16 protein-coding genes and 1 pseudogene are annotated in these 20,133 nt (G+C 73.1%); 2 read left to right on the top strand and 15 right to left on the bottom strand.

What is annotated here, in order from left to right:
- Both DEJ46_RS02615 and DEJ46_RS02610 read left to right on the top strand, forming a co-directional pair.
- Entirely contained in the window at positions 1–666 is a 666-nt protein-coding gene (locus tag DEJ46_RS02615) for a deoxynucleoside kinase (RefSeq protein WP_150263968.1), read from the top strand.
- A 50-nt stretch (positions 667–716) separates the two neighbouring features.
- Positions 717–1,373: a phosphatase PAP2 family protein gene (locus DEJ46_RS02610; RefSeq protein ID WP_150263967.1), complete on the top strand. Its 657-nt coding sequence runs from the start codon at positions 717–719 to the stop codon at positions 1,371–1,373.
- A 17-nt stretch (positions 1,374–1,390) separates the two neighbouring features.
- Here DEJ46_RS02610 and DEJ46_RS02605 read toward each other — a convergent pair whose 3' ends face one another.
- The 15 genes and pseudogenes from DEJ46_RS02605 to DEJ46_RS02535 all read right to left on the bottom strand — a co-directional run bounded on the left by DEJ46_RS02605 (position 1,391) and on the right by DEJ46_RS02535 (position 20,125).
- On the bottom strand, positions 1,391–2,734 hold the full coding sequence (locus DEJ46_RS02605) for a glutamate-1-semialdehyde 2,1-aminomutase (RefSeq protein WP_150263966.1): 1,344 nt from the start codon (positions 2,732–2,734) through the stop codon (positions 1,391–1,393).
- A gap of 7 nt (positions 2,735–2,741) precedes the next feature.
- Positions 2,742–3,293: a dTDP-4-dehydrorhamnose 3,5-epimerase gene (rfbC, locus tag DEJ46_RS02600; protein ID WP_150263965.1), complete on the bottom strand. Its 552-nt coding sequence runs from the start codon at positions 3,291–3,293 to the stop codon at positions 2,742–2,744.
- On the bottom strand, positions 3,290–4,528 hold the full coding sequence (locus DEJ46_RS02595; RefSeq protein ID WP_150263964.1) for a polysaccharide pyruvyl transferase family protein: 1,239 nt from the start codon (positions 4,526–4,528) through the stop codon (positions 3,290–3,292). Before DEJ46_RS02595 ends, rfbC begins: the two co-directional genes overlap by 4 nt.
- A complete protein-coding gene (locus DEJ46_RS02590; RefSeq protein ID WP_150263963.1) occupies positions 4,525–5,499 on the bottom strand; it encodes a glycosyltransferase family 2 protein in 975 nt (324 codons plus the stop codon). The genes DEJ46_RS02595 and DEJ46_RS02590 overlap by 4 nt, the downstream gene beginning before the upstream one ends.
- The gene (locus tag DEJ46_RS02585) at positions 5,496–6,788 is read right to left on the bottom strand and encodes a hypothetical protein (RefSeq protein ID WP_150263962.1); all 1,293 of its coding nucleotides are present in this window, start codon (positions 6,786–6,788) and stop codon (positions 5,496–5,498) included. Before DEJ46_RS02585 ends, DEJ46_RS02590 begins: the two co-directional genes overlap by 4 nt.
- A gap of 5 nt (positions 6,789–6,793) precedes the next feature.
- Complete coding sequence (locus DEJ46_RS02580) at positions 6,794–8,068, bottom strand: DUF4910 domain-containing protein (protein ID WP_190622394.1); 1,275 nt, start codon at positions 8,066–8,068, stop codon at positions 6,794–6,796.
- Entirely contained in the window at positions 8,065–9,090 is a 1,026-nt protein-coding gene (locus DEJ46_RS02575) for an NAD-dependent epimerase/dehydratase family protein (RefSeq protein ID WP_150263960.1), read from the bottom strand. Before DEJ46_RS02575 ends, DEJ46_RS02580 begins: the two co-directional genes overlap by 4 nt.
- A 3-nt stretch (positions 9,091–9,093) precedes the next feature.
- Positions 9,094–9,741, bottom strand: a complete 648-nt coding sequence (locus DEJ46_RS02570; RefSeq protein WP_150263959.1) for a PIG-L deacetylase family protein — start codon at positions 9,739–9,741, stop codon at positions 9,094–9,096.
- The gene (locus DEJ46_RS02565) at positions 9,738–10,553 is read right to left on the bottom strand and encodes a glucose-1-phosphate cytidylyltransferase (protein WP_150263958.1); all 816 of its coding nucleotides are present in this window, start codon (positions 10,551–10,553) and stop codon (positions 9,738–9,740) included. The genes DEJ46_RS02570 and DEJ46_RS02565 overlap by 4 nt, the downstream gene beginning before the upstream one ends.
- On the bottom strand, positions 10,550–11,785 hold the full coding sequence (locus DEJ46_RS02560; protein WP_150263957.1) for a class I SAM-dependent methyltransferase: 1,236 nt from the start codon (positions 11,783–11,785) through the stop codon (positions 10,550–10,552). The genes DEJ46_RS02565 and DEJ46_RS02560 overlap by 4 nt, the downstream gene beginning before the upstream one ends.
- Before the next feature lies 1 nt (position 11,786).
- Positions 11,787–13,058, bottom strand: coding sequence for a glycosyltransferase (locus DEJ46_RS02555; protein ID WP_150274022.1), 1,272 nt, complete (start codon positions 13,056–13,058; stop codon positions 11,787–11,789).
- Between the two features lie 7 nt (positions 13,059–13,065).
- Positions 13,066–14,384, bottom strand: a pseudogene (locus DEJ46_RS02550) (O-antigen ligase domain-containing protein).
- 1 nt (position 14,385) lies between these two features.
- The gene (locus DEJ46_RS02545) at positions 14,386–15,963 is read right to left on the bottom strand and encodes a right-handed parallel beta-helix repeat-containing protein (RefSeq protein ID WP_411757807.1); all 1,578 of its coding nucleotides are present in this window, start codon (positions 15,961–15,963) and stop codon (positions 14,386–14,388) included.
- An 11-nt stretch (positions 15,964–15,974) separates the two neighbouring features.
- Positions 15,975–17,942 (bottom strand): heparinase II/III family protein, encoded by a 1,968-nt coding sequence (locus DEJ46_RS02540; protein WP_150263955.1) that lies wholly within the window; start codon positions 17,940–17,942, stop codon positions 15,975–15,977.
- The gene (locus tag DEJ46_RS02535; protein ID WP_150263954.1) at positions 17,939–20,125 is read right to left on the bottom strand and encodes a bi-domain-containing oxidoreductase; all 2,187 of its coding nucleotides are present in this window, start codon (positions 20,123–20,125) and stop codon (positions 17,939–17,941) included. Before DEJ46_RS02535 ends, DEJ46_RS02540 begins: the two co-directional genes overlap by 4 nt.
- Positions 20,126–20,133 lie beyond the last annotated feature (8 nt).

The raw sequence follows: 20,133 nt of genomic DNA, 5'->3' as shown, positions 1-20,133 counted from the left end.
ATGTCGGTGATCTGCGTCGGAGGCATGATCGGGATCGGCAAGACGAGCGTCGCCGAGCTGCTCGCCAAGGAGCTGGGCACCGAGGTGTTCTACGAGAGCGTGGACGACAACCCGATACTCCCGCTCTTCTACACGGCGAGCCCCGAGGAGATCCAGGCCAAGCGCTACCCGTTCCTGCTCCAGCTGCACTTCCTGCGGACCCGGTTCGCCTCGATCAAGGCGGCGTACCAGCAGGACGACAACGTCCTGGACCGGTCCATCTACGAGGACTGGTACTTCGCCAAGGTCAACCACGACCTCGGCCGGATCAGCTCCCTCGAGATGCAGGTGTACGAGGGGCTGCTCGACGAGATGATGCGCGAGATCGACGGCCTCCCGTACCGCAAGGCACCCGATCTCATGGTCTACCTCAAGGCGGACTTCGAGACGGTGCTGCACCGCATCGGGCTGCGGGGCCGCGATTTCGAGCAGGACGACAGCCTCGTCGAGTACTACCGCACGCTGTGGTCCGGCTACGACGACTGGGTGAACGAGCACTACTCGGCCAGCGACGTCCTCGTCGTCGACATGAACAGCTGCGACGTGGTCAACAACCCCGAGGACGCGGCCCGGGTGGTGCGGGACGTCAAGGAGGCCCTGGCCGCGGCCCGACGCCGTCGGGCCTGACGGGGGCCGCGGTGTTACGCGACAGCCGGACCGCATGCCGGCCGCCCGCGGTGCTGCACCCTTCGGTACGCGCATGGCTCGGGTGGGCCGCGGTTCTCGCCGCGTCGGCGGTCGTCGTGCTGGGGGTGCTGTACGCCGGTGACAGCGGGCCCGGCGCGTTGGACGCGCGGATCCGGGCGGTGGTGGAGGGTGCGGGGCCCCGGTGGCGGCAGGTCGCCCTGGCCACCGACTTCCTGGGGGAGCCCGTCGGGGCGGCGATGCTCGTGGCGGCCGCTGTGACGGGCTGCGTGGCGCTCCGGCGTCCTCGGGCGGCGGTGCTCGTCGTGGCCGGCGCCGGTGTGAGCGTGGGGGCGACGAAGCTGCTCAAGCCCGTCGTGGCACGGACCATCCACGGCGAGAACCTGTCCTTCCCCAGCGGCCACACCGCTTTTCTCACCGCGTTCGCCCTCGTGGTGGCGCTGGGCGTGGCCGGCCGGCTCGGACTCGGCCGGTGGGCCGGCACGGCACTCGTGCTCGGCGCGGCACTGGTCGCCGGCGGCGCCATGGGCTGGGCGCAGGTCGTCCTGGGCGCGCACTACCCGGCCGACACGCTCGGTGGCTGGTGCACGGCGCTGGCGGTGGTCCCGGCGACGGCCTGGCTGGTCGACCGGACGGCCGACCGGCGGGCCGAGCGGAAGGCCGACGCCGGTCGGCCGCAGGGCCGCTGAAGTCACGTCACATCAGGTCACACCGCGCGGCGGAACACAGGCTTCACCGGGCGCCCGGCCAGCCAGGGGGTGGGGTCCGCGGCGTCCAGCGCCTTCCGGTACACCGCACACGCCTGCGCCACCACATCGACGGTGTGGTCGATGTCGGTGTCGTCGAGCGCGCTGCTCACCACGAACGACGGGGCCAGGACGCCGCCCGCCAGGAGGCGGCGCAGGAACAGCGTGCGGTACTCCTGCGAGGGCCGCCCGTGCTCGTCGAGCGTGGCGAAGACCAGGTTGCTGGCCCGGCCCCGGACGACGAGGTGGTCGCCCACGCCCATGGAGGCCGCGGCCTCGCGGACGCCGGTGGCCAGGCGCTCGCCGAGCGTGTGGAGCCGGGCGGTGATGTCCTCCTCGGTGTAGGTGGTCTGCACGGCCATGGCGGCCGCCAGGGAGTGTGTCTCCGCGCCGTGGGTCGTGGACAGCAGGAAGACCCGGTCGCCGGAGTGACGCAGCCCGCCCCACTCCATCAGCTCGCGGCGGCCGGCCAGGGCGGACACGGCGAAGCCGTTGCCCAGCGCCTTGCCGAACGTGGAGAGGTCGGGGACCACGCCGTACAGGCCCTGGGCGCCCGCCTCGGACCAGCGGAAGCCGGTGATCATCTCGTCGAAGACCAGGACGCAGCCGTGGCGGTCGGCCAGCTCGCGCAGACCGGCGAGGTACCCGGGCGGGGGCTCGGTGTGGGTGGCGGGTTCGAGGATCAGGCAGGCGACCTCGCCCTCGTACCGGCTGAGCAGTTGCTCCGTGGCGGCCAGGTCCCCGTAGGGGAACGCCACGGTGAGTTCGCCGGTCGCGGCCGGAATGCCGGCGGACATCGGCGTGGTGCCGATGAACCAGTCGTCGGTCGAGAAGAAGGGGTGGTCGCCGCAGAGGGCCACGCGTGGCCGGCCGGTGACGGCGCGGGCCAGGCGCACCGCCGCGGTGGTCGCGTCGGAGCCGTTCTTCGCGAACTTCACCATCTCGGCGGTCGGCACCGTGGCGAGGAAGCGTTCCGCCGCCTCGATCTCCATGACCGACGGCCGGACGAAGTTGCTGCCGCGGTCGAGCTCCCGCCGCACCGCCTCGACCACGCGGGGGTGGGCGTGACCGAGGCTGACCGAGCGCAGGCCGGAGCCGTACTCGATGTAGCGGTTGCCGTCGACGTCCCACACATGGGCTCCGCGGCCGTGGCTGATGACCGGAGCCAGGTTCTCGGGGTACTGGTCGTCGCCCTTGGCATAGGTGTGCGCGCCCCCGGGGACCAGGGCGTGCAGCCGCTCGTTCGCCTGCCGCGACCGGGGGAGGACGAGCTCGCCGGTGTCTTCGGTGTCTTCGGTGTCCATGGCGGCCTCAGCTCTCCTTCTGCTTCAGGACCTCGGCGAGGCTCGGCGCCTCCCGGTCCCGCCGGGACATCGAGGTGGCCGGCAACGGCCAGGGAATGGCGAGCTCCGGGTCGTCGAAGGCGATCGTCACGTCCTCGGCCGGATCGTGCGGTCGGTCGATCCGGTACGAGGTGTCGGCGGTCTCGGTGAGCGCCTGGAAGCCGTGGGCGCACCCCGCCGGGATGTAGAGGGTCGCCTGCGTCTCGTCGGACAGCTCGACGAAGGCCCGGTTCCGGTAGGTCGGCGAGTCCGCCCGCAGGTCCACGACGACGTCGAAGATCCTCCCGTACGAGCACCGCACGAGCTTGGCCTCGCCGGCGCCGGAGCGCAGGTGCAGGCCGCGCAGTACGCCCCGGACCGAGCGGGACAGGCTGTCCTGGACGAAGGCGTTCGGGTCGAGGCCCACCGAGCGGACCACGTCGGCGTCGAAGGTACGGCTGAAGAAGCCGCGCTCGTCGGCGTACGGCGTCGGCTCGAACAGGTACGCGCCGGCGATCTCCGGGACTTCGGTCGCTTTCATGGAGCCTTCCGCGAGGTGTGGAGGGAGGTGTGGGCGGTTGCCGGGAACAGGGTCTTCGTCAGCGCGGTGAACTGGTCCGCGAGGTGGCGGGCGGTGGAAGCGTTCCGCTCGGTCAGGGTCCGGCGCAGTTCGGCCGATCGCTTCTCCAGCTCCCGGAACTGCTCCAGCAGCCGTTCGGCGTCGACCTCGCGCGCCGGGTGGCAGTACGAGGCGAGCCCCATGCGGGCCATGAGCGCGTCGCTCTTCGCCGCGTAGCTGAGCGCGAGCGTCGGCGTGCCGACCTTCAACGCGCACACCAGGTTGTGGTACCGGGTCGCCACCACGGTGTCGGCGGCCGCCGTCTCCTTCATCAGGTCGGTCAGGGAGGCCGTCTCGGCGGCGGTGACCAGCGGCGAGTCCACCGCGTCGAGGATCGCGGCGACCACCCGCGCGTCGCACGCGTCGCCGGTGAGCAGCCGGACCGGCCTGCCGTCCTCGACCAGCGCGCGGACGAAGCGGGTCGTTCCCTCGACGTAGCGCCGGTGGATCTCCTCGGCCCGCGCGCGGTCGTCGTTCCCGCCGTGGAAGTCCATGACCCCGACGCAGACCGTTCCCGGCGGACCGGGGGGCGTGGTCGCCTCCGGCGCCGGCAGGGCGAACGCGAGGTCCGGGTGGACCTCGTCGCGCGCGGTGTCCACGCCCATCGCCCGCATCGCGTCGCGCGACTGGGTGTCCCGGTACGACCGGTACGCGGCGAGCCGCGCCGACCAGCGCACCAGGGCGCGGGTCGGCCGGTCGCCGATCGCGCCGGCGCCGACGCCCACCAGCGCCACCCGGGTGCCGAACAGCCGGCCCGTCGCACAGAGCAGGAACAGCGCATACGGGAATCCCCACGGCCGCAGTGGCAGCGTGGCCTCCAGGACGCCCATGCCCGGCACGATCACCACGTCGTGCCGGCGCACCCAGGCGCCGGTGCGGAGGACGTCGACGAGCTTGCCGAGCCCCTTCGCCGCGACCGCGCCCGCACGCGACGCGGTCCGGTACTCCCCGCGGTACCAGTGCAGCCGGGTCGCGGGGATCCCGTACCGGGCCGTGACGGCCCCGGGGCCGCCGCACAGCGCGTCCACGACCGCCTCAGGGTGTTCGGCGCGGAGGTATCCCAGTACCGCTTCGAGCGACCCGTCGTTGCCGAGGTTGCCGGAGCCGAGGAGACCGAACACCCCGACGTGCACCGGTGCTTCACGAGCGGCCGTCACCCACGCCTCCCGGCACGGCCCTCACGGCCCTCACGGCCCTCGCGGCCCGCGACGAGGGCGTCGACCGAGACCGTCAGGCGGCTCGGGTCGACCGGGGCGCGGTCCTCGACCCGCTCGCCGGCCCCCGGCCGGGCCCGGCTGCTCATCCACTCGGCCAGGTGGCGGTAGCACGCGCGCCGGTCGGCCGCGGACAGGGGCGCCCGCCGGATCGCGGCGACGAAGCCCCAGACGTACTCGGCCAGCAGCCGGGGCGTCGGGTGCAGCGCGCCCGCCCGGCGCGGATCCAGGTTGACGCACCGGGACCGCTTGGAGGGGTTCGCCCGCTCGGCGCGGGTCGGGTGGTCGCGGCGGAAGTACAGCAGCTCCGGCACCTGGTGGAAGGGCCCGTTCAGGCCGATCTCGGCGACGAACGTGCGGTCCGCGTGGTGGTAGCTGTCGTGCGGCCGCACCCGGCGCAGCACGTCGGCCCGCATCACCCCGTAGAAGTCGTCGCCCCCGGGCTCGAACAGCATGCTGCGGAAACGCTCCGGCGCGCTCGGGGAGGCGGTGGCGAGCCCGTACTCGTACGGGACCTTCACCTGGCCGTCGCCGTCGATGACCGCCTGGTCGGCGTGGGCGAGGATCACGTCCGGCCGCTCGTCCAGCGCCTCCACGCACCGCCGCAGCAGGTCCCTCGCGTACAGGTCGTCGTGCGAGGCCCACTTGAACAGCTCGCCGTGGCACTCGGTGAACACGTAGTTGTGGTTCGGCGCGGCACCGATGTTCCGCAGCAGGCGGATGTACCGGATGCGCGGGTCCCGGGCGGCGTAGTCGCGGCAGATCTCCTGCGTGGCGTCAGTCGAGGCGTTGTCGGAGATGACCAGCTCGAAGTCCGTGTAGGTCTGGCCGAGCAGGGCGTCGAGGGATTCGGCGAGGTACTCCTCGCCGTTGTAGACGGGCAGCCCGATGCCGAGCCGGGGGTGGGCGGTCATGACGTCCTCACTTCGGTGATCGGTTCTTGGTGGTGCTCGCGCAGGGCGGAGCGCAGCTCCAGCCACCACACGGCGGAGCTGCCGACGGTCGCGGCGGCGACGCCCCAGGCCGAGCCGACCGCGCCGGCCGCGAGCGCTCCGCCGAGTCCGCCGCCGACATAGAGGGCGGAGGCGAACAACTGGCAGCGCAGACTGCGCCGGGCCGCGCCGAGCGCGCGCAGCCCGGCCGCCGCGCCGGTGCCGAGGCTGGCGCCCGCGACGCCGAGCGTGGCCGGCACGACGAGCTGCGCGGCGGAGTGCCAGACGCCGCCGAGCACGAGCTCGCCCAGCCGGGCCGGTACGAGGAGCAGCGCCCCGCCCCAGAGGAGCGCGGCGGCGGCCTGCCCGCCGCCCAGCAGGAGGCAGAACGTGCCGAGGCGGTGCGAGGCCTGCCGCAGCACCCGGGCCGCCTCGGCGACGGTGACGAGCGACAGGCCCATCAGCACGGCGAGGAACGGGCCGAGCAGGAGCTCGGCGCCCCGGACCGCACCCACCGCGCCGACCCCGGCGATCGCGCCGAGCCCGTAGGCCCGCAGCTGGCTCGCGCCGCTGAGGCTGACGTTCTCGACGAGGTACCGGGATCCGAGGTCGCGCTGCTCGCGGAGCCACGCGCGCGCCCCGGCAGGCCGTGGCCGGATGCCGGACTGGAAGCAGCCGTACACCGCGGCGACCGCGGCGGACCCGCCCCAGGCGAGCACGAAGGCGGCGACACTGCCCACGCGGGCCGCCACGACCATGGCCGGCACGAGCGCGACGCCCCACACGACGTCGTTGACGAACGCCTTCCGTCCGGAGCCGGCGGCGAAGAACGCGAACCGCCAGGCGTCCTGCAGGAGCAGCCCCGGCAGCGCGACGCCGAGGCAGACGAACGCGCTCCCCAACGGGCCGCCGATCCCCGCTCCGGCCGCCAGGCACGCCGTGCCGATGACGGCTCCGACGCCGAGCGCGGTGCCCGCCGAACGGGGCACCGCCCCGCGCCAGGACGCCTCCGGCCCGCCGCTGAAGCGCACCACCAGGGGGTCGGTGGCCAGCCCGCGGGCGACGTTGAGCACGACGCCGTAGGTCACCCAGGCGAGGCTGAACACACCGAACGCGCCCAGCCCGAGCGAGCGGGCCACGTAGATCCCCACCGCGAAGTTGGTCATGCTGGAGGCCGCCTGGTCGGCCAGCCCCCAGGACAGCCGGCCGACGATCGCCCGCCGGACGGACCCGGCGGATCCCGTCGTCTTCTCCCCCTCGGTGGTGGTCATCGGGGTCACTCCTTGATCAGCCCGGCGTCGAGCAGGGCGTCGGCCGCGGCGGCGACGGTGTCGAACGGCAGCCCGGCCCGCTCGGCGACGTCCAGCAGGCTGTGCTCGCCGTCCGAGAGGTTGAGCACCCAGAGCATGGCCATCTGGGCCTGCTTGGTGTCGCTGCGGCCGCCGAGCGCGTCGTACAACCCGCGTCGGCCCAACTGCGGTTCGCCGTAAGGGCTGAGGTTGACGTACCGCCGGTCCCGGTCGAGCACGCCGAAGGCCTCGCGGCAGACGGCGAGCGTGTCGGCCATCGCCTCCGGGGAGACGAAGTCCGGGTTGTCGGCCGAGGTGTGGTACTCGGGATAGCCGGCGTACGGGGTCCGGGTGAGCGAGCCCACGCCGAGATCGAACCCGGGCGAGCAGTACTGCCGCTCGTCGTAGCCGTACGGGGTGAACTCGTCGATCCGGTGCGGGCGTCCGGACGCGGCGAGCACATGCCGCATCGCCCGGTCGATCCCCGCGTCGCCGCGCCTGCTCCGCTTGTACGTCAGGCTGCCCCGGTCACCGGCGCAGGCGAGCACGAGACCGTGCCTGACCTTCTCCACCCGCTCCGCGTTGCGGGCCAGCCAGGTGATCGCCCCGATCGTTCCGGGGGCGAAGACGAACCGGTAGGTGTGGTACGGCTTCTGCTCCGCCAGCGCCCGGGCCAGGAACACCGCCACCGCGACGCCGGCCATGTTGTCGTTGGCCAGCGCCGGATGGCAGACGTGGCAGGAGACGATCACCTCGTCGGCGACCTGCCCGCGGACCACATGCTCCGCGTAGGTGAGGTGGCCGTCGGCGAGCGTGGAGTCGACACACACCTCGTAGTCGCCGTCCGGCAGCGCGTCCAGGGTCTCCTGGGCCAGGCAGAACCCCCATTCCGGCTTGTAGTAGCTGGTCCGGTACGGCACCCAGGACGGGTGGTCCGGCAGGGTGTGCAGGTGTTCGCGCAGCTCGGCCAGCGGCATCGTCGCCGACACCGGCACGCTGTAGCCGAGCACGTGCAGGCTGGACGCGGCGAAGTCGACGACCCGCCTGCCGGTGGAGTCGGCGACGTACGCGTCCCGGATGTTCCACTCCTGCGGCACCGTCCAGTCGAGGACCTGGGTGCCGGTCGGCACCTCGTGGACCTGGAGCGGGATGTACTCGCCGACGATGTCCAGCGTGGCGCGCACACCGTCACCGGTGATGCTCCGGCACAGCGGGTACAACCGCTCCACCAGTGCGTGCATCTCCTCGCCGGGCCCCGTCATCGGCGCCACCGCAGGGTGTCGTCGACGGAGCCGGCGCCGGACGCCGCGCGCAGCACGGCGAGCCGGGTGAAGCGCTGCTCGAAGTCCTCCCGGGTCAGGCCGTGCTTCCGGTAGGCGTCGGCGAGTTCGAGCGCGCCCCGCCGCACCGTCCACTCGCAGTCGAAGCCGGGGACCGCCGCACGGAACCGGGAGAAGTCCACGCGGTACGACCGCGGGTCGGCGCCGTTCTCCCCGGTGATCCGCACCTTCGAACCGGGCACCGCCTCGGCGACCTCCTCGGCGATCTCGGCGACCGTGACGTTGTTGACCTCGCTGCCGATGTTGAACGCCAGGTCGTGCACCGCCTCGCGCGGCGCGGCCAGCGCGGCCGTGAAGGCCCGGGCGATGTCGGCGGCGTGCACCAGCGGGCGCCAGGGGGTGCCGTCGGAGAGGACGAGCACCTCGCCGGACAGCAGCGCGTGGCCCACCAGGTTGTTCAGCACGATGTCGGCGCGCAGCCGGGGCGAGTAGCCGAAGGCGGTGGCGTTGCGCATGTACACCGGGCTGAAGTCGCCGTCGGCCAGCGCGTGCAGGTCGTCCTCCACCCGCACCTTCGACTCCGCGTACGGCGTCACAGGCCGCAGCGGGGCGTCCTCGGCGACCAGGTCGTCGCCGCCCGCCGCGCCGTAGACCGAGCACGTCGACGCGTACAGGAAGCGTCCCACCCCGGCGTCCTTGGCCAGCCGGGCGAGCCGGACGGACGCGTGGTGGTTGATGTCGTAGGTGAGGTCCGGTGCCAGCGACCCCAGCGGGTCGTTGGAGAGCGCGGCGAGGTGGATCACGGCGTCCACGCCGGCCACGTGCTCGGCCGTGACGTCACGCAGGTCCACCCGGTGCCCGGACGGGTCCGCGGGCGTCGGGCCGAGCACACAGCCGGCGAACAGTCCGGCGTCGAGACCGACGACCTCGTGCCCGGCGGCCGTGAGGACGGGGGCCATGACGGTGCCCAGGTAGCCCTGGTGTCCGGTCAGCAGTACGCGCAAGGTTCATTCCCCCAGGTCGAGAGTGAGTTTGGTGATGTCGAACGCCTCGGCGTAGCGCGCGTGGCATTCGATGCCGCGGATCCGGGCGAGGCCGAGGAAGGCCTCCCGGTCGTACCAGGGACGGTGCCGCTGCGAGGGGTAGTGCTCCTGCAGCAGCCGCACCTTCCGTTCGGCGATCTCCGGCGTCAGCGGCTGGTACGCCGCCGGTCGGCCGAGGTCGCCGTCCCACTTGACGATCTCGTAGCCGAGCACGAGGTGGTCGCGGAACGCCGTGGTCATGAGCCGTGCCAGGCCGCGGTGGTCCTGGTGCGCGTCCTCGGTGCGCGGGGCGAGGACCAGATCGGGCTCGGTCTGCCCGCGCAGCTCCTCGATCGCGCCCTTGGCCTCGTCCCAGTGCGCGGGCAGCCGGCCGTCCGGCAGCTTGTGCACGGTCAGCCGGAGGTCGGCGCCCGGGCAGAAGGCGGCGAGCGCGGCCCGCTCCTCCTGCTCCCGCTCGCCGCCACCGCCGGAGAGCACCAGCGCGTCGACGCGGATGCCCGGCCGCGCGAGGCAGAGCGTGAGCAGCGTGCCCCCGGCGCCGATCGCGATGTCGTCGCAGTGCGCGCCCACCGCGACGACCCGGTCGAGGCGTCCGGCCCCGAGCCGGATCACGCCCGTGCTCCGGCGACGGCCGCGGCCGCCGCCGCGCCGCCCCGCTCCCACACGGCCCACGGGCGGTCGCCCCGGGCGTAGGCCTCGTCGAGCGCGGCCCGCTCCTTCACGGTGTCGGTCGGCTTCCAGAAGCCCCGGTGCCGGTGCGCCACGAGCCGGCCCTCCTTGGCCAGGGCGGCGCACCCGTCGGCGACCAGGTCCCCGTTCTCCGGTATGTGGTCGAAGACCTCCTGACGGAGCACGAAGTAGCCGCCGTTCTCCCACAGCGGCAGTTCGCTGACCGCGGTGATGCCTCCCACCAGTCCGTCCTCGCCCAGCTCCACGCAGTGGAACGAGGACTGCGGCGGCACCACCATCATCGACGCGCCGGCGTCGCGCCGGGAGAACTTCTCGATCATCTCCGGCAGCGGGGCGTCGGTGAGCACGTCGGCGTAGTTGGCGAGGAACATCTCGTCGCCCTCCAGGTGGTGCCGCACCCGGCGGAGCCGTTCCCCGATCGGCGACTCGATGCCGGTCTGGGCGAAGGTGATCGTCCAGTCGGCGATGTCGGTGGACAGCAGCTCGGTCCGCCCGCCGCGCAGCACGAAGTCGTTGGACGTCGTCTCCTCGTAGTTGAGGAAGAAGTCCTTGATGTGGTGCGCGCCGTATCCGAGGCACAGGATGAACTCCTTGTGCCCGAAGTGCGCGTAGTACCGCATGACGTGCCAGATCAGTGGCCGCGGCCCGACCATCGCCATCGGCTTGGGCACGTCGTCGGAGGCGCCGTTGCGCATCCGCATCCCGTAACCGCCGCAGAACAGCACGACCTTCACGGCTTGACCTCCACAATGCTCAGCTCCGGTATGGGGAAGACCAGGCGGCCGCCCCACTCGTGCACGAAGGACAGCTGCTCGACCAGCTCGGCCCGCAGGTTCCACGGGAGGACGAGGACGTAGTCCGGCCTGTCGGCGGCGATCCGCTCGGGCGGCAGGATCGGGATACGGGTGCCCGGGGTGAACCTGCCGTGCTTGTAGGGATTCCGGTCGACCGTGTACGCGAGCAGGTCGGGCCGGATGCCGCAGTGGTTGAGCAGGGTGTTGCCCTTGCCCGGGGCGCCGTAGCCGACGACCGTCTTGCCGCGCTCGGCCGCCTCGATGAGGAACTTCAGCAGGTCCCGGCGCACCTTGGCGACCCGGGCGGAGAACTCGGCGTATCCCGACAGCTCCTGGAGCCCGGCCGCCTTCTCCCGGTCGAGCACCTCGGCCACCCTCCGGGACGGCTCGCCCGCCACCTCGGCCGGCCGGGCCCACAGCCGGATGGAACCGCCGTGCGTGGGCAGCAGCTCGACGTCCACGAGCGAGAGTCCGCCGCTCGCGAGCGCCCGGATCGCGGATGCGACCGTGTAGTACTGGAAGTGCTCGTGGTAGATCGTGTCGTACTGGTTCTCCTCGATCAGGGTCAGCAGGTGCTGCACCTCGACGGAGACCCAGCCGTCGTCGGCGACCAGGGCGCGCAGCCCCCGGGTGAAGCCGACCACGTCGGGGATGTGCGCGTACACGTTGTTGGCCACGACCAGGTCCGCCGGGCCGTGCTCGGCGCGGACGGCCGCGCCGGTGTCCGGGCTCAGGAACTCCGTGAGCGTCGGGACCCCGGCCTCCCGCGCCGCGGCGCCGACGTTCACCGACGGCTCGATGCCGAGGCAGCGGATCCCGCGGTCCACCACGTGCCTCAGCAGGTATCCGTCGTTGCTCGCGACCTCGACCACGAAGGCGTCCTCGCCGAGACCGATCCGCTGTACGGCGCCGTCGACGAACGTACGCGCGTGCTCCACCCAGGACGTCGAGTACGAGGAGAAGTACGCGTACTCCTGGAACGTGTCCTCCGGTGTGATCAGCGGTGGGATCTGCGCCAGCCAGCACTCCGTGCAGACCCGCAGGTGCAGCGGGTACGCGGGCTCCGGCCGGTCCAGCCGGTCCGCGGCGAGAAAGCTCTCGCACGGCGGCGTCGCCCCCAGGTCGACGACGCTGGCCAGCGCCGCCGAGCCGCAGAGTCGGCATCGTGTCATCTCATTCCCCCATCCCGCTCGCGCCGGTGCCCCGCCGCGAGCCAGTGCTCTCGTCCCCTGTCGGCAGCGGGCCGTCCCCGCCGCCGGACCACCCCGCTATCGCGGCGTGGTACTCCTCCACCAGGCGCTCCAGCCCGACCGCCGGGCTGAAGTCCCGCTCGTAACGGCGCCGGGCCGCCTGTCCCATCTCCCGGTTGAGGGCCGGATCGGTCGCGATCCGGCGCAGGCGGGCCGCGAGCGAGGCGGCATCGCCCGGCGCGTGCAGCAGCCCGGTCACCCCGTCGTCGACGAGCTCGACGAAGGCGCCGTGAGCGGCGGCGACGGCCGGGACCCCGGCCGCCATCGCCTCCGCGACGACCAGGCCGAACGTCTCCAGCGACATCGACGGCGCCACCACGGCGACCGACCGCGCGACGGCCCGCCGGCACCGATCGGGGTCGTACAGGCCGACGTACCGCACGTCGTCCCGGTCCGCCGCCCAGGCGGACACCTCGCTCTCCAGCGGCCCCGCGCCGGCGATCACGAGCGGCACGCCCACACCGCCGTCCGCCGCGACCGCGTCCCACGCGGCCATGAGCAGCCGCACGCCTTTGGTCTCCGCGAGCCGCCCGAGGAAGAGCAGATGCTCGCCCGCGCCCGCTCGGGCGATGCCCGGCTCGGGCACGAAGTTGTGCTTCACGGCAAGCCGCTCGGGCGGCATGCCGGACCGCACCAGGACGTCGCGCTGCGCGGCGGAGATGCAGAAGAACCGCTCCACGCCGGACCACCAGCGCCGCCGGTTGACCGACAGGCTGACCGCGAGCGGAACGGTCGCGAGCCGGGAGTTCCGGTAGCAGCCGTGCCGGACGGCCGGCAGCGAGGTCGCCGACCCGACGCACTCGGTGCACGGCCGGCCGTCCCGGTGCAGCGTGCCGGGCGGGCAGACCTGGGTGTAGTTGTGCAGCGTGGCGACGACCGGTACGCCGGCGTCGGCGCAGGCGGCGAGCACCGCGGGGGACAGGAGCGGGAAGACGTTGTGGACGTGCACCACGTCCGGCCGCTCGGCGCGGAGCCGGGCGGTGAGCTCCGTACGGACGGCCGGGTTCCACGGCACGAGGAGCGGCACGGCGGCCTTGCCGAGGAGCGACCGGGCGGCGATGTCGTCGCTGCGCCGCTCGAAGACGTCGACCCGGTGGCCGGCCGCGCGCAGCAGCCCCACCTCTTCGTCGACCACCCTGTTCTCGCCGCTCGGCTGCGCCGAGGAATAGCGGTTGTGCACCACAAGGACATGCATGCTCAGGTCACCTCCGGGCCCATCGCGGGATACGTCGTCGGGGAACTTCGGCCGTGGGAAGGGCCGTGGGGACGGGTGGGGGGAGGGGCGTGGGGACGGCTCCGGGGAGGGGCGTGGGGACGGCTCCTGGAGGGGCGTGGGGACGGCCGCGGGGAGCGGTGTGCCCGCCGGGGCGGGCGCCACGAGGAGCGAGGCGGCCAGGGCCAGATGCAGTAGATACGCGGAGGCGTCGCCGAGACCGACCTCCGTGTACGAGGAGATCGCGCAGTAGCTGATCAGGAAGATCGCGCAGGCCCTCGGCAGCGACGGCGGCCGCAGCAGCGCTACGGCGCCCAGCACGAGGATCATCGCCGCCACGATGGTGACGCCGACCAGACCCTGCTCGTGGTAGACGGCCAGCCAGCTGTTGTCGATCGGCAGCCCGTCGAACGACTTGTCGCCGAGACCCGTGCCGAGCGCCTGCTCTCCGAGCGTCCGCGGCTCCGCCAGGAGGGCGTCCCAGACCTTCGCCCGGCCGGTGAGGTTGGAGAAGTTCTCCTGGCTCTGCCCGCGCAGGAACCACGACCGCAGCGCGGAGCTGAACACCACCGCGGCCACCGTGGCGCACAGCACGGCCCAGGCGAAGACCCGGCGGGCGGCGGCGCTCGTCATCACGAGCGAGCCGATCGCCAGCGTCAGCGCGATGATCAGACCGAGCGTGGCCGTCCGTGTGTGGGTCATGGCGAGCAGGACGAGCGACGGCACGACGACGACCGCCGCACCGGCCCCGGCGGTCCGGCGGCCCAGCACGAGCAGCACGGTCAGCCCGGTCACCACCGCGGCGTACTGGCCGATCTGCGGCGGGGTGAGCGGCCACAACGCGCCGACGAGGCGCCCTCCGTAATACTCGGGCATGGCCGTGCCCGGCGCGACGACCAGCCCGACGGCCACCAGGACGAGCACCGCGAAGTACATCCGGATGTGGTGCCGGACGAACGTCGGACCGCCGTCCCACCAGCGGCTGAGCAGCCACAGCGTGCCGACGAAGAGGGCCAGCCGGGCACAGCGGAACAGCGCGCCGAAGCCGACCTCCAGGTGCACGCTGGAGATCACGCTCGGCACCAGCAGCAGGGTGAGCAGGAAGACGAAGGCACTGGCCCGGACGCGCAGCCGGGGGTTGACGACGAGCGCCAGCGCGAACGCGGCGACCAACGCGCCCATCGTGACCATCTGGATGAGGGAGCGGGGGAGCGGGACGACGGTCCTCGCCCCGGCGGAGCCGAGCGTGTTGAGGGCCAGCAGCGCCCAGGCCGTTCCGACGATCTTCGGTGTGTGGTCCGCGACCATCTCAACCACCGTCCCGCGCGCGGAAGGTGCTGCCCGCGTCCTGCCGGTACGGCGCGCCCTGCCAGTCGCCGAAGTCGAGCGTGCGGCCCGGGGCGTGGGCGACGAACGTCCACGGTCCGAGGTAGACGTTGTCGCGCCAGCGGTTCCGCTGCCCGCGGGTGATCGCCTCGGAGACCCGCTCACCCTTGTACGGCGACCACTCCGGAGACGTACCGGAGTTGGCCACCACCGCCATGCGGTCGCACCCCACCGTGCAGTCGAGGGCGGCCTTGTCCAGGACGAAGCGGTTGCCGTGGACGTCCACCCGCTGGGTCTTCCACCGGCAGTCGTCGCGCAGCGGCGCGGCGGCGATCGCCGGAGGCGCGCAGCGGGCCGCGTCCTTCACCAGCAACGTGCAGTACCCGGTGGAGGTGTTGGACGGGCTGTTGCAGAACCGGTCGGCGTTCTCCCACAGGGTGATCCCGGACCAGTTGTTCTCCAGCACGTTCCCGTAGATCTCGATCCTGTCCGTGCGGGCCGGGACCCGCGGCTCGCCCCCGGACTCGGACACGTAGACGGTCCCGTAGGGGAAGTCGTCGCCGTCCTCGGCGTGGCCACGGCCCTCGACCACGTTGTTGCGCCGGATCGTGTTGTTCCTGATGACCGCGTTGTAGCTGGTCTCGTAGATCAGCGCGGCACCGTCGTTGGCTTCGATGACGTTGTCCTCGAAGCGGAAGTCGTTGTTGTTGGTGTCCGCCCACAATCCGGCCCCGCGGTTGTCGTGCACCCAGTTGCCGCGGATGTCGGCGCCGTCGACCGCCCAGAACTTGATGCCCGCGGTGCAGCCGCAGCCCGGCTGCCGCCGCTCCCAGTCGTCGGTGTTGTTGCCCACGACCTCGTTGCCCTCGACCACCAGGCCCTTGACGGAGTCGCCGGTCTTGTAGGCGTTCATGCCGTACTGCCCGTTGCCGCGCAGGCAGCTGGCGCGGACCTGCTGACGGGCACCGGCCATCAGCCCGGCACCGGAGTTGTCCTGGATCCTCGCGTGCTCGATCACCCACCCGTCGGCCATGTCGTGGTTGACCACGCCCTCGTTGTTCGGCGCGACGAAGCGCTGCACGGTCAGGTGGCGGATGGTGACGTCGCGGGCGGTGCCGCCGAACGCGTACTGGTTGGTCCTCCGGCCGTCGAGCACCGCGCCCGGCGCGCCGAGGTAGGTGTTCCCCTCCTTGGGCACGACCTGGGCGTAGGGGTCCGCTTCGAGCCTGTGTGTGCCAGGCCGCAGCCAGAACGTGGTGTTCGGGGGGCTGCTCCCGGTCTTCGCGGCCAGGTCGCCGACCACCGCCGGGTCGACCGTGACCGCGCCGGCCGGGGCCTTCGCCGGCCCGGCCTCGGGTGCGGCGCACACCCGGGCCACGGCGGTGGAGGGGGCTCCGGAGGCCGCGGGCGCCCCGGACGCCGAGGACGTACGGGTCGGCTTCGCCGGGGCGTCCGCCGTACCCGTACAGCCGGTCGCCGCAAGCAGAAGCAGCACCGGCAGCAGCCCCGGGAGCCGCACCGGAGGCGCCGTCGGCACCGTCCGGCGCCGCCGCTCGATCACCACGCGCCCCCCTAGCCGCGGAACCTGAGCACGGTGGTGAACTCCCCCGACAGCGTGGTGCCGTCGGCGAATCCGGTGCCGACCAGCGTGGTGGAGGGTTCCTTGCGCCCGAAACCGGGGGAGTACCAGCCCAGCGGCGGTCGGCTCTCGCCGCGATGCGCCCGCCAGGACAGCTGCCCGGGCAGGTCGAGCGCGGCGGAACGGTCCTCGCCGTCCCGCGTCCAGGTGAGGACGGCCAGGTTCCCCACCAGCTCCGCGGCGATCGCCGGGCCGAGGTGGAACGCCAGGCGGACGGCCCCGCCGTCGCCGTGGACCTCGTCGACCACCCGCAGCTCCCGGCTCGCGGCCGTCAGCTCCACCCGGCGGCGGTGCGTGAAACGCTCGTACCCGTCGTGCTCGGCGCACCAGCGCGCCACCCCGTCGCCGGCGGTGTCCGCGACCAGGACACGGCTCCGGGCATGGCGGGTCCACAGGAACGGGCCGCCGGAGACGGACTGGTCACCGCCCTCCCACTGCAGGGTGTTGTGGCCGAGCGTCGACCGGAAGTACTGCCGCCACTCGGGCTGCCCGTGGTAGCAGTACGTCCCCGGGTCGGCGAGCACGTCGACCCCGTCGTGCCGGACCTCCACGGACAGGGCGTCCGCGTGGGCGTGCGCGGCGATGGACAGGAACCCGTGCGGACCGCCGTCGCAGCGGCACCAGATCTCCCCCGGCCCCCGCAGGATGGTCATGCCCGCGTCGGCGAAATGGGCCGGCCTGCTCGCCGGCCGGGACACGGCCGGTGCGCCGCCCGGCTTCGCGTACGGCCGGACGAGCGCCGCGAGCAGCGGCGTACGCACATCGGTGCCGGTCACCTCCGGCCACCAGTCGAGCCGCCCGAACACGGCGTCCCCGGTGGCCAGCAGAGAACCCCAGCGGTCGGTGCCCGCGCCGTCGACGACCAGACCGTGGCCGTCGTCGGAGTCGCCCTGGCGCGGTGGCCGTAATCGGTTGTCCACGACGGCGGCGAGCGCGTCGGTCATCCGCAGCAGCACCAGCCGGACCGTCGGGGGGACCGGTACGCCGGCCGCGTCCGCCTCGGCCACCGCGGCCAGGCCCAGCTCCAGGACCAGCCCGTGGTACTCGGTGGCCAGCTCGCGGTTGAGGCCGGAGCCGAAGGTGTTGGCCCGCAGCTGCCGGTCCAGCGTCCGCAGGGCGTCCGCCCGCCAACGCGCCGAGGCGGGGAACCAGTCGAACGCGCAGGCCGCGGCGAACTGCCCGGCGGCCTCGGCGACGACGTGGTTGTTCGCCGACGACCCCCGGCTGGGGAAGGCGGCCAGCCAGCGCTGGTGGTGCCAGATCTGGCGCAGCGCCACCGGATTGCCCTCGAACAGGCCGGCCGCGCCCGGCCAGCCGTCGAGCAGCCGCCGGACCCACACCCAGGAGAGCAGCCGGATCCCCAGCTCGATGCCGCTGGTCCAGTGCACCCCGCGCAGCGGCGCGTTGGCCGCCCACCACGACCGCAGGTGCTCGGCCACCCGCTCGGCGTACCGCTCGTCGCCGGTGATCGCGTAGGCGGCGGCGAGCACGGTGAGGTACTGGTGCCGGGACAGCTCCCAGATCTGCTTGATGTCCCCGACCGTCTCCTCGTCGCGGTACGGCACGTCGAAGGCGTAGCCCCACGGGGCCCGGCGCCCGGTCTTCGGGTCGTACCACCAGTCCGGGTCCACCAGGTCGTCGCGGACCACCCCGAAGTACTCGACGTGCCCGGCCATCAGCCGGTCCGCCTCGGCGACGAGACGTTTCGCGGCGTCCGGCGGCACCGCGCCGATCGTCCCCTCGGGCAGCACCGCGGTGAACCGGGCGCCGGTCACCGCCGGGCCGTCCGGTCGCACCGACCGCCACCGCCGCCTGCGCAGGGCGTCGCCCACCCTGCCGCCGACCTCCCGCGGCCCCATCCGGGACAGTCGCCGCAGGTACCAGCCCGTGCTCAGGGTCATCGAGCCCCCGCCAGCGTCACCGGCACCCCCGCGGCCAGGCCGGCCGGCACGGCGAGGGTGGCCGCCGTGGTGGCGACGAGCGACTCCAGCGGCACCGGCATCGGCCCGCCGGTCCGCACGGCCCTGACGAACGCCGCCAGCTCCGCGTTCTGGCCCTTGTCCCGGGCCTTCGGCAGCCGCGAACTGACCCACCGCTTGCCGCCGTGGACCGAGGCACGGACGAAGTCGTCGAGCCGCAGCACCTTTCCGTCGGCGACGAGGTCCAGCGTCTCCTTGGGGAAGCCGGGCGCGCCGGTGGTGACGTAGCTGATGGTGGCGGTGGACCCGTCCGGGTAGCGCAGTACGACCTGCAGGTCGTCGGCGCCGGACATGGCGACCGCGTACACGGAGACCGGGTCGGCCCCCAGCAGCCAGCTCGCCGTGTCGATGAAGTGGCCGCCCTCGCCGGCGAAGCGCGAGCCCTCGGTGCCCTGCCGGAGATACCAGCTGCCGTGCTGGAGCCGGCCCGCGTTGACCAGGTAGCGCAGGCTCGCCGGACCGCTCCGGGCGCCGAACCGCTCCCTGGCCTCCTGCAGCAGGGGCGAGAACCGGCGGTTGAAGCCCACCTGCAGCCGGTCGTTGCCGGACTCCTCCACCGCCGCGAGCACGCCGGCCAGCTCGTCCTCGGAGAGCGCGAGGGGCTTCTCCACGAACACCGCCTTGCCCGCGAGCAGCGCCCGCCGGGTCAGTTCGGCGTGCGAGCTGTGGCGGGTGACGACGAACACCGCGTCGACGGACTTGTCGTCGAGCACGGCGTCGAGATCGGTGGTCGCCTCGGCGAAGCCGAACTTCCGCTGCGCGTTGGCCGCGGAAAGCGCCGTCGTGGTGACGACGGTCGACAGCTCGACGCCGTCGCGCCCCGCCAGATGCGGCAGCAGCATCGACGTCGCGTAGTTGCCGGCGCCGACGAACGCCAGCCGCACCGGCTTCCCGGCGGCCCGGGCCGGGGCGGACACCGCGCCGCCGCTCCGCTTCACGGCGGGCACGGCCACCGCCGGAGCCGCCGCTTCCCCCGTGTCTCCCTCGGGGTACCGGAACAGCACGGCCACGGCCTTCAGATCGCCGTCCTTCAGGCGCCGGTACGTCTCGACGGCGTCGTCGAAATCGGCGACGTGGGAGACCAGGGGCTCCACGTCGACGCTGCCGCGCGAGAGGAGGTCGAGGAAGCACGCCAGGTTGCGGCGCTCGGTCCAGCGCACGTACCCGATCGGATAGTCCCGCCCTTCGAGCTCGTACGCAGGGTCGTAGCGCCCGGGGCCGTAGGAGCGCGAGAACCGGACGTCGAGCTCCTTCTCGTAGTACGCGTTCCACGGGAGGTCCAGGCGGCACTTGCCGATGTCGACGACCCGGCCCCGGTCCCGGGCCAGCCGGGCGGCCAGCTCGACGGGCTGGTTGCTGCCGCCGCCGGCGGCCAGGTACACCTGGTCCACCCCGTGACCGTCGGTGAGCTCGGCGACGGCTGCTTCCACGGCCGCCGACGCGGGATCGCCGCAGGCCTCGGCCCCCAGGCGCTCGGCGAGCTCGCAGCGCGCCGGATCGGGGTCGACGCCGACGACGCGGACCCCCGAGGCCGCCAGGAGCTGCACCACCAGCTGCCCGATCAGCCCGAGGCCGATGACCAGCGCCGCCTCGCCGAGCTGCGGCTCGCCCTGGCGGACTCCCTGCAGCGCGATCGACCCGACCGTGCCGAAGGCCGCGTGCCGAGGCGCGAGGCCGTCCGGCACACGGGAGTAGAGGTTCTTCGGCACCCAGTTCAGCTCGGCGTGCAGCGCGTGCTCGTTGCCGGCGCAGGCCACCAGGTCGCCGACCTTCACGTCGTCGATCCCGCTGCCGACCTGCTCGACCACCCCGCACAGCGAGTAGCCGAGCGGCGTGTAGGAGTCCAGCTTGCCCATGACCTTGCTGTAGGTGGCCGGTAAGCCGTTGGTGGCCACGCTCTGCATGACCTTCGCCACCTGGTCCGGCCGGGAGCGGGCCTTGCCCAGCATCGACATGCCGGCCTCGGACACCTTCATCAGCTCGGTCCCGGTGGATATCAGCGAGTACGCGGTACGGACCAGCACACCGCCCGGCTTGCATCCCGGCACGGGCACGTCGAGCACGGCCAGTTCGCCGCTCTTGTAGTTCTGTACGACCTGTTTCACCAAAGTCC

Origin of the sequence: Streptomyces venezuelae (assembly GCF_008642375.1) — a bacterium.
In the GTDB taxonomy this organism is placed as follows: domain Bacteria; phylum Actinomycetota; class Actinomycetes; order Streptomycetales; family Streptomycetaceae; genus Streptomyces; species Streptomyces venezuelae_G.
Note: the sequence above shows the minus strand (reverse complement) of the source record. Positions and strands in the feature narration are given on the sequence as shown.

Bases quoted from the DNA above. Each gene is read 5' to 3' on its own strand.
- DEJ46_RS02615 (WP_150263968.1), top strand. From the start codon at position 1: ATGTCGGTGATCTGCGTCGGAGGCATGATCGGGATCGGCAAGACGAGC.
- DEJ46_RS02555 (WP_150274022.1), bottom strand. From the start codon at position 13,058: ATGCATGTCCTTGTGGTGCACAACCGCTATTCCTCGGCGCAGCCGAGC.
- DEJ46_RS02585 (WP_150263962.1), bottom strand. From the start codon at position 6,788: ATGACCACCACCGAGGGGGAGAAGACGACGGGATCCGCCGGGTCCGTC.
- rfbC (WP_150263965.1), bottom strand. From the start codon at position 3,293: ATGAAAGCGACCGAAGTCCCGGAGATCGCCGGCGCGTACCTGTTCGAG.
- DEJ46_RS02560 (WP_150263957.1), bottom strand. From the start codon at position 11,785: ATGACACGATGCCGACTCTGCGGCTCGGCGGCGCTGGCCAGCGTCGTC.
- DEJ46_RS02605 (WP_150263966.1), bottom strand. From the start codon at position 2,734: ATGGACACCGAAGACACCGAAGACACCGGCGAGCTCGTCCTCCCCCGG.
- DEJ46_RS02590 (WP_150263963.1), bottom strand. From the start codon at position 5,499: ATGACCGCCCACCCCCGGCTCGGCATCGGGCTGCCCGTCTACAACGGC.
- DEJ46_RS02540 (WP_150263955.1), bottom strand. From the start codon at position 17,942: ATGACCCTGAGCACGGGCTGGTACCTGCGGCGACTGTCCCGGATGGGG.
- DEJ46_RS02580 (WP_190622394.1), bottom strand. From the start codon at position 8,068: ATGACGGGGCCCGGCGAGGAGATGCACGCACTGGTGGAGCGGTTGTAC.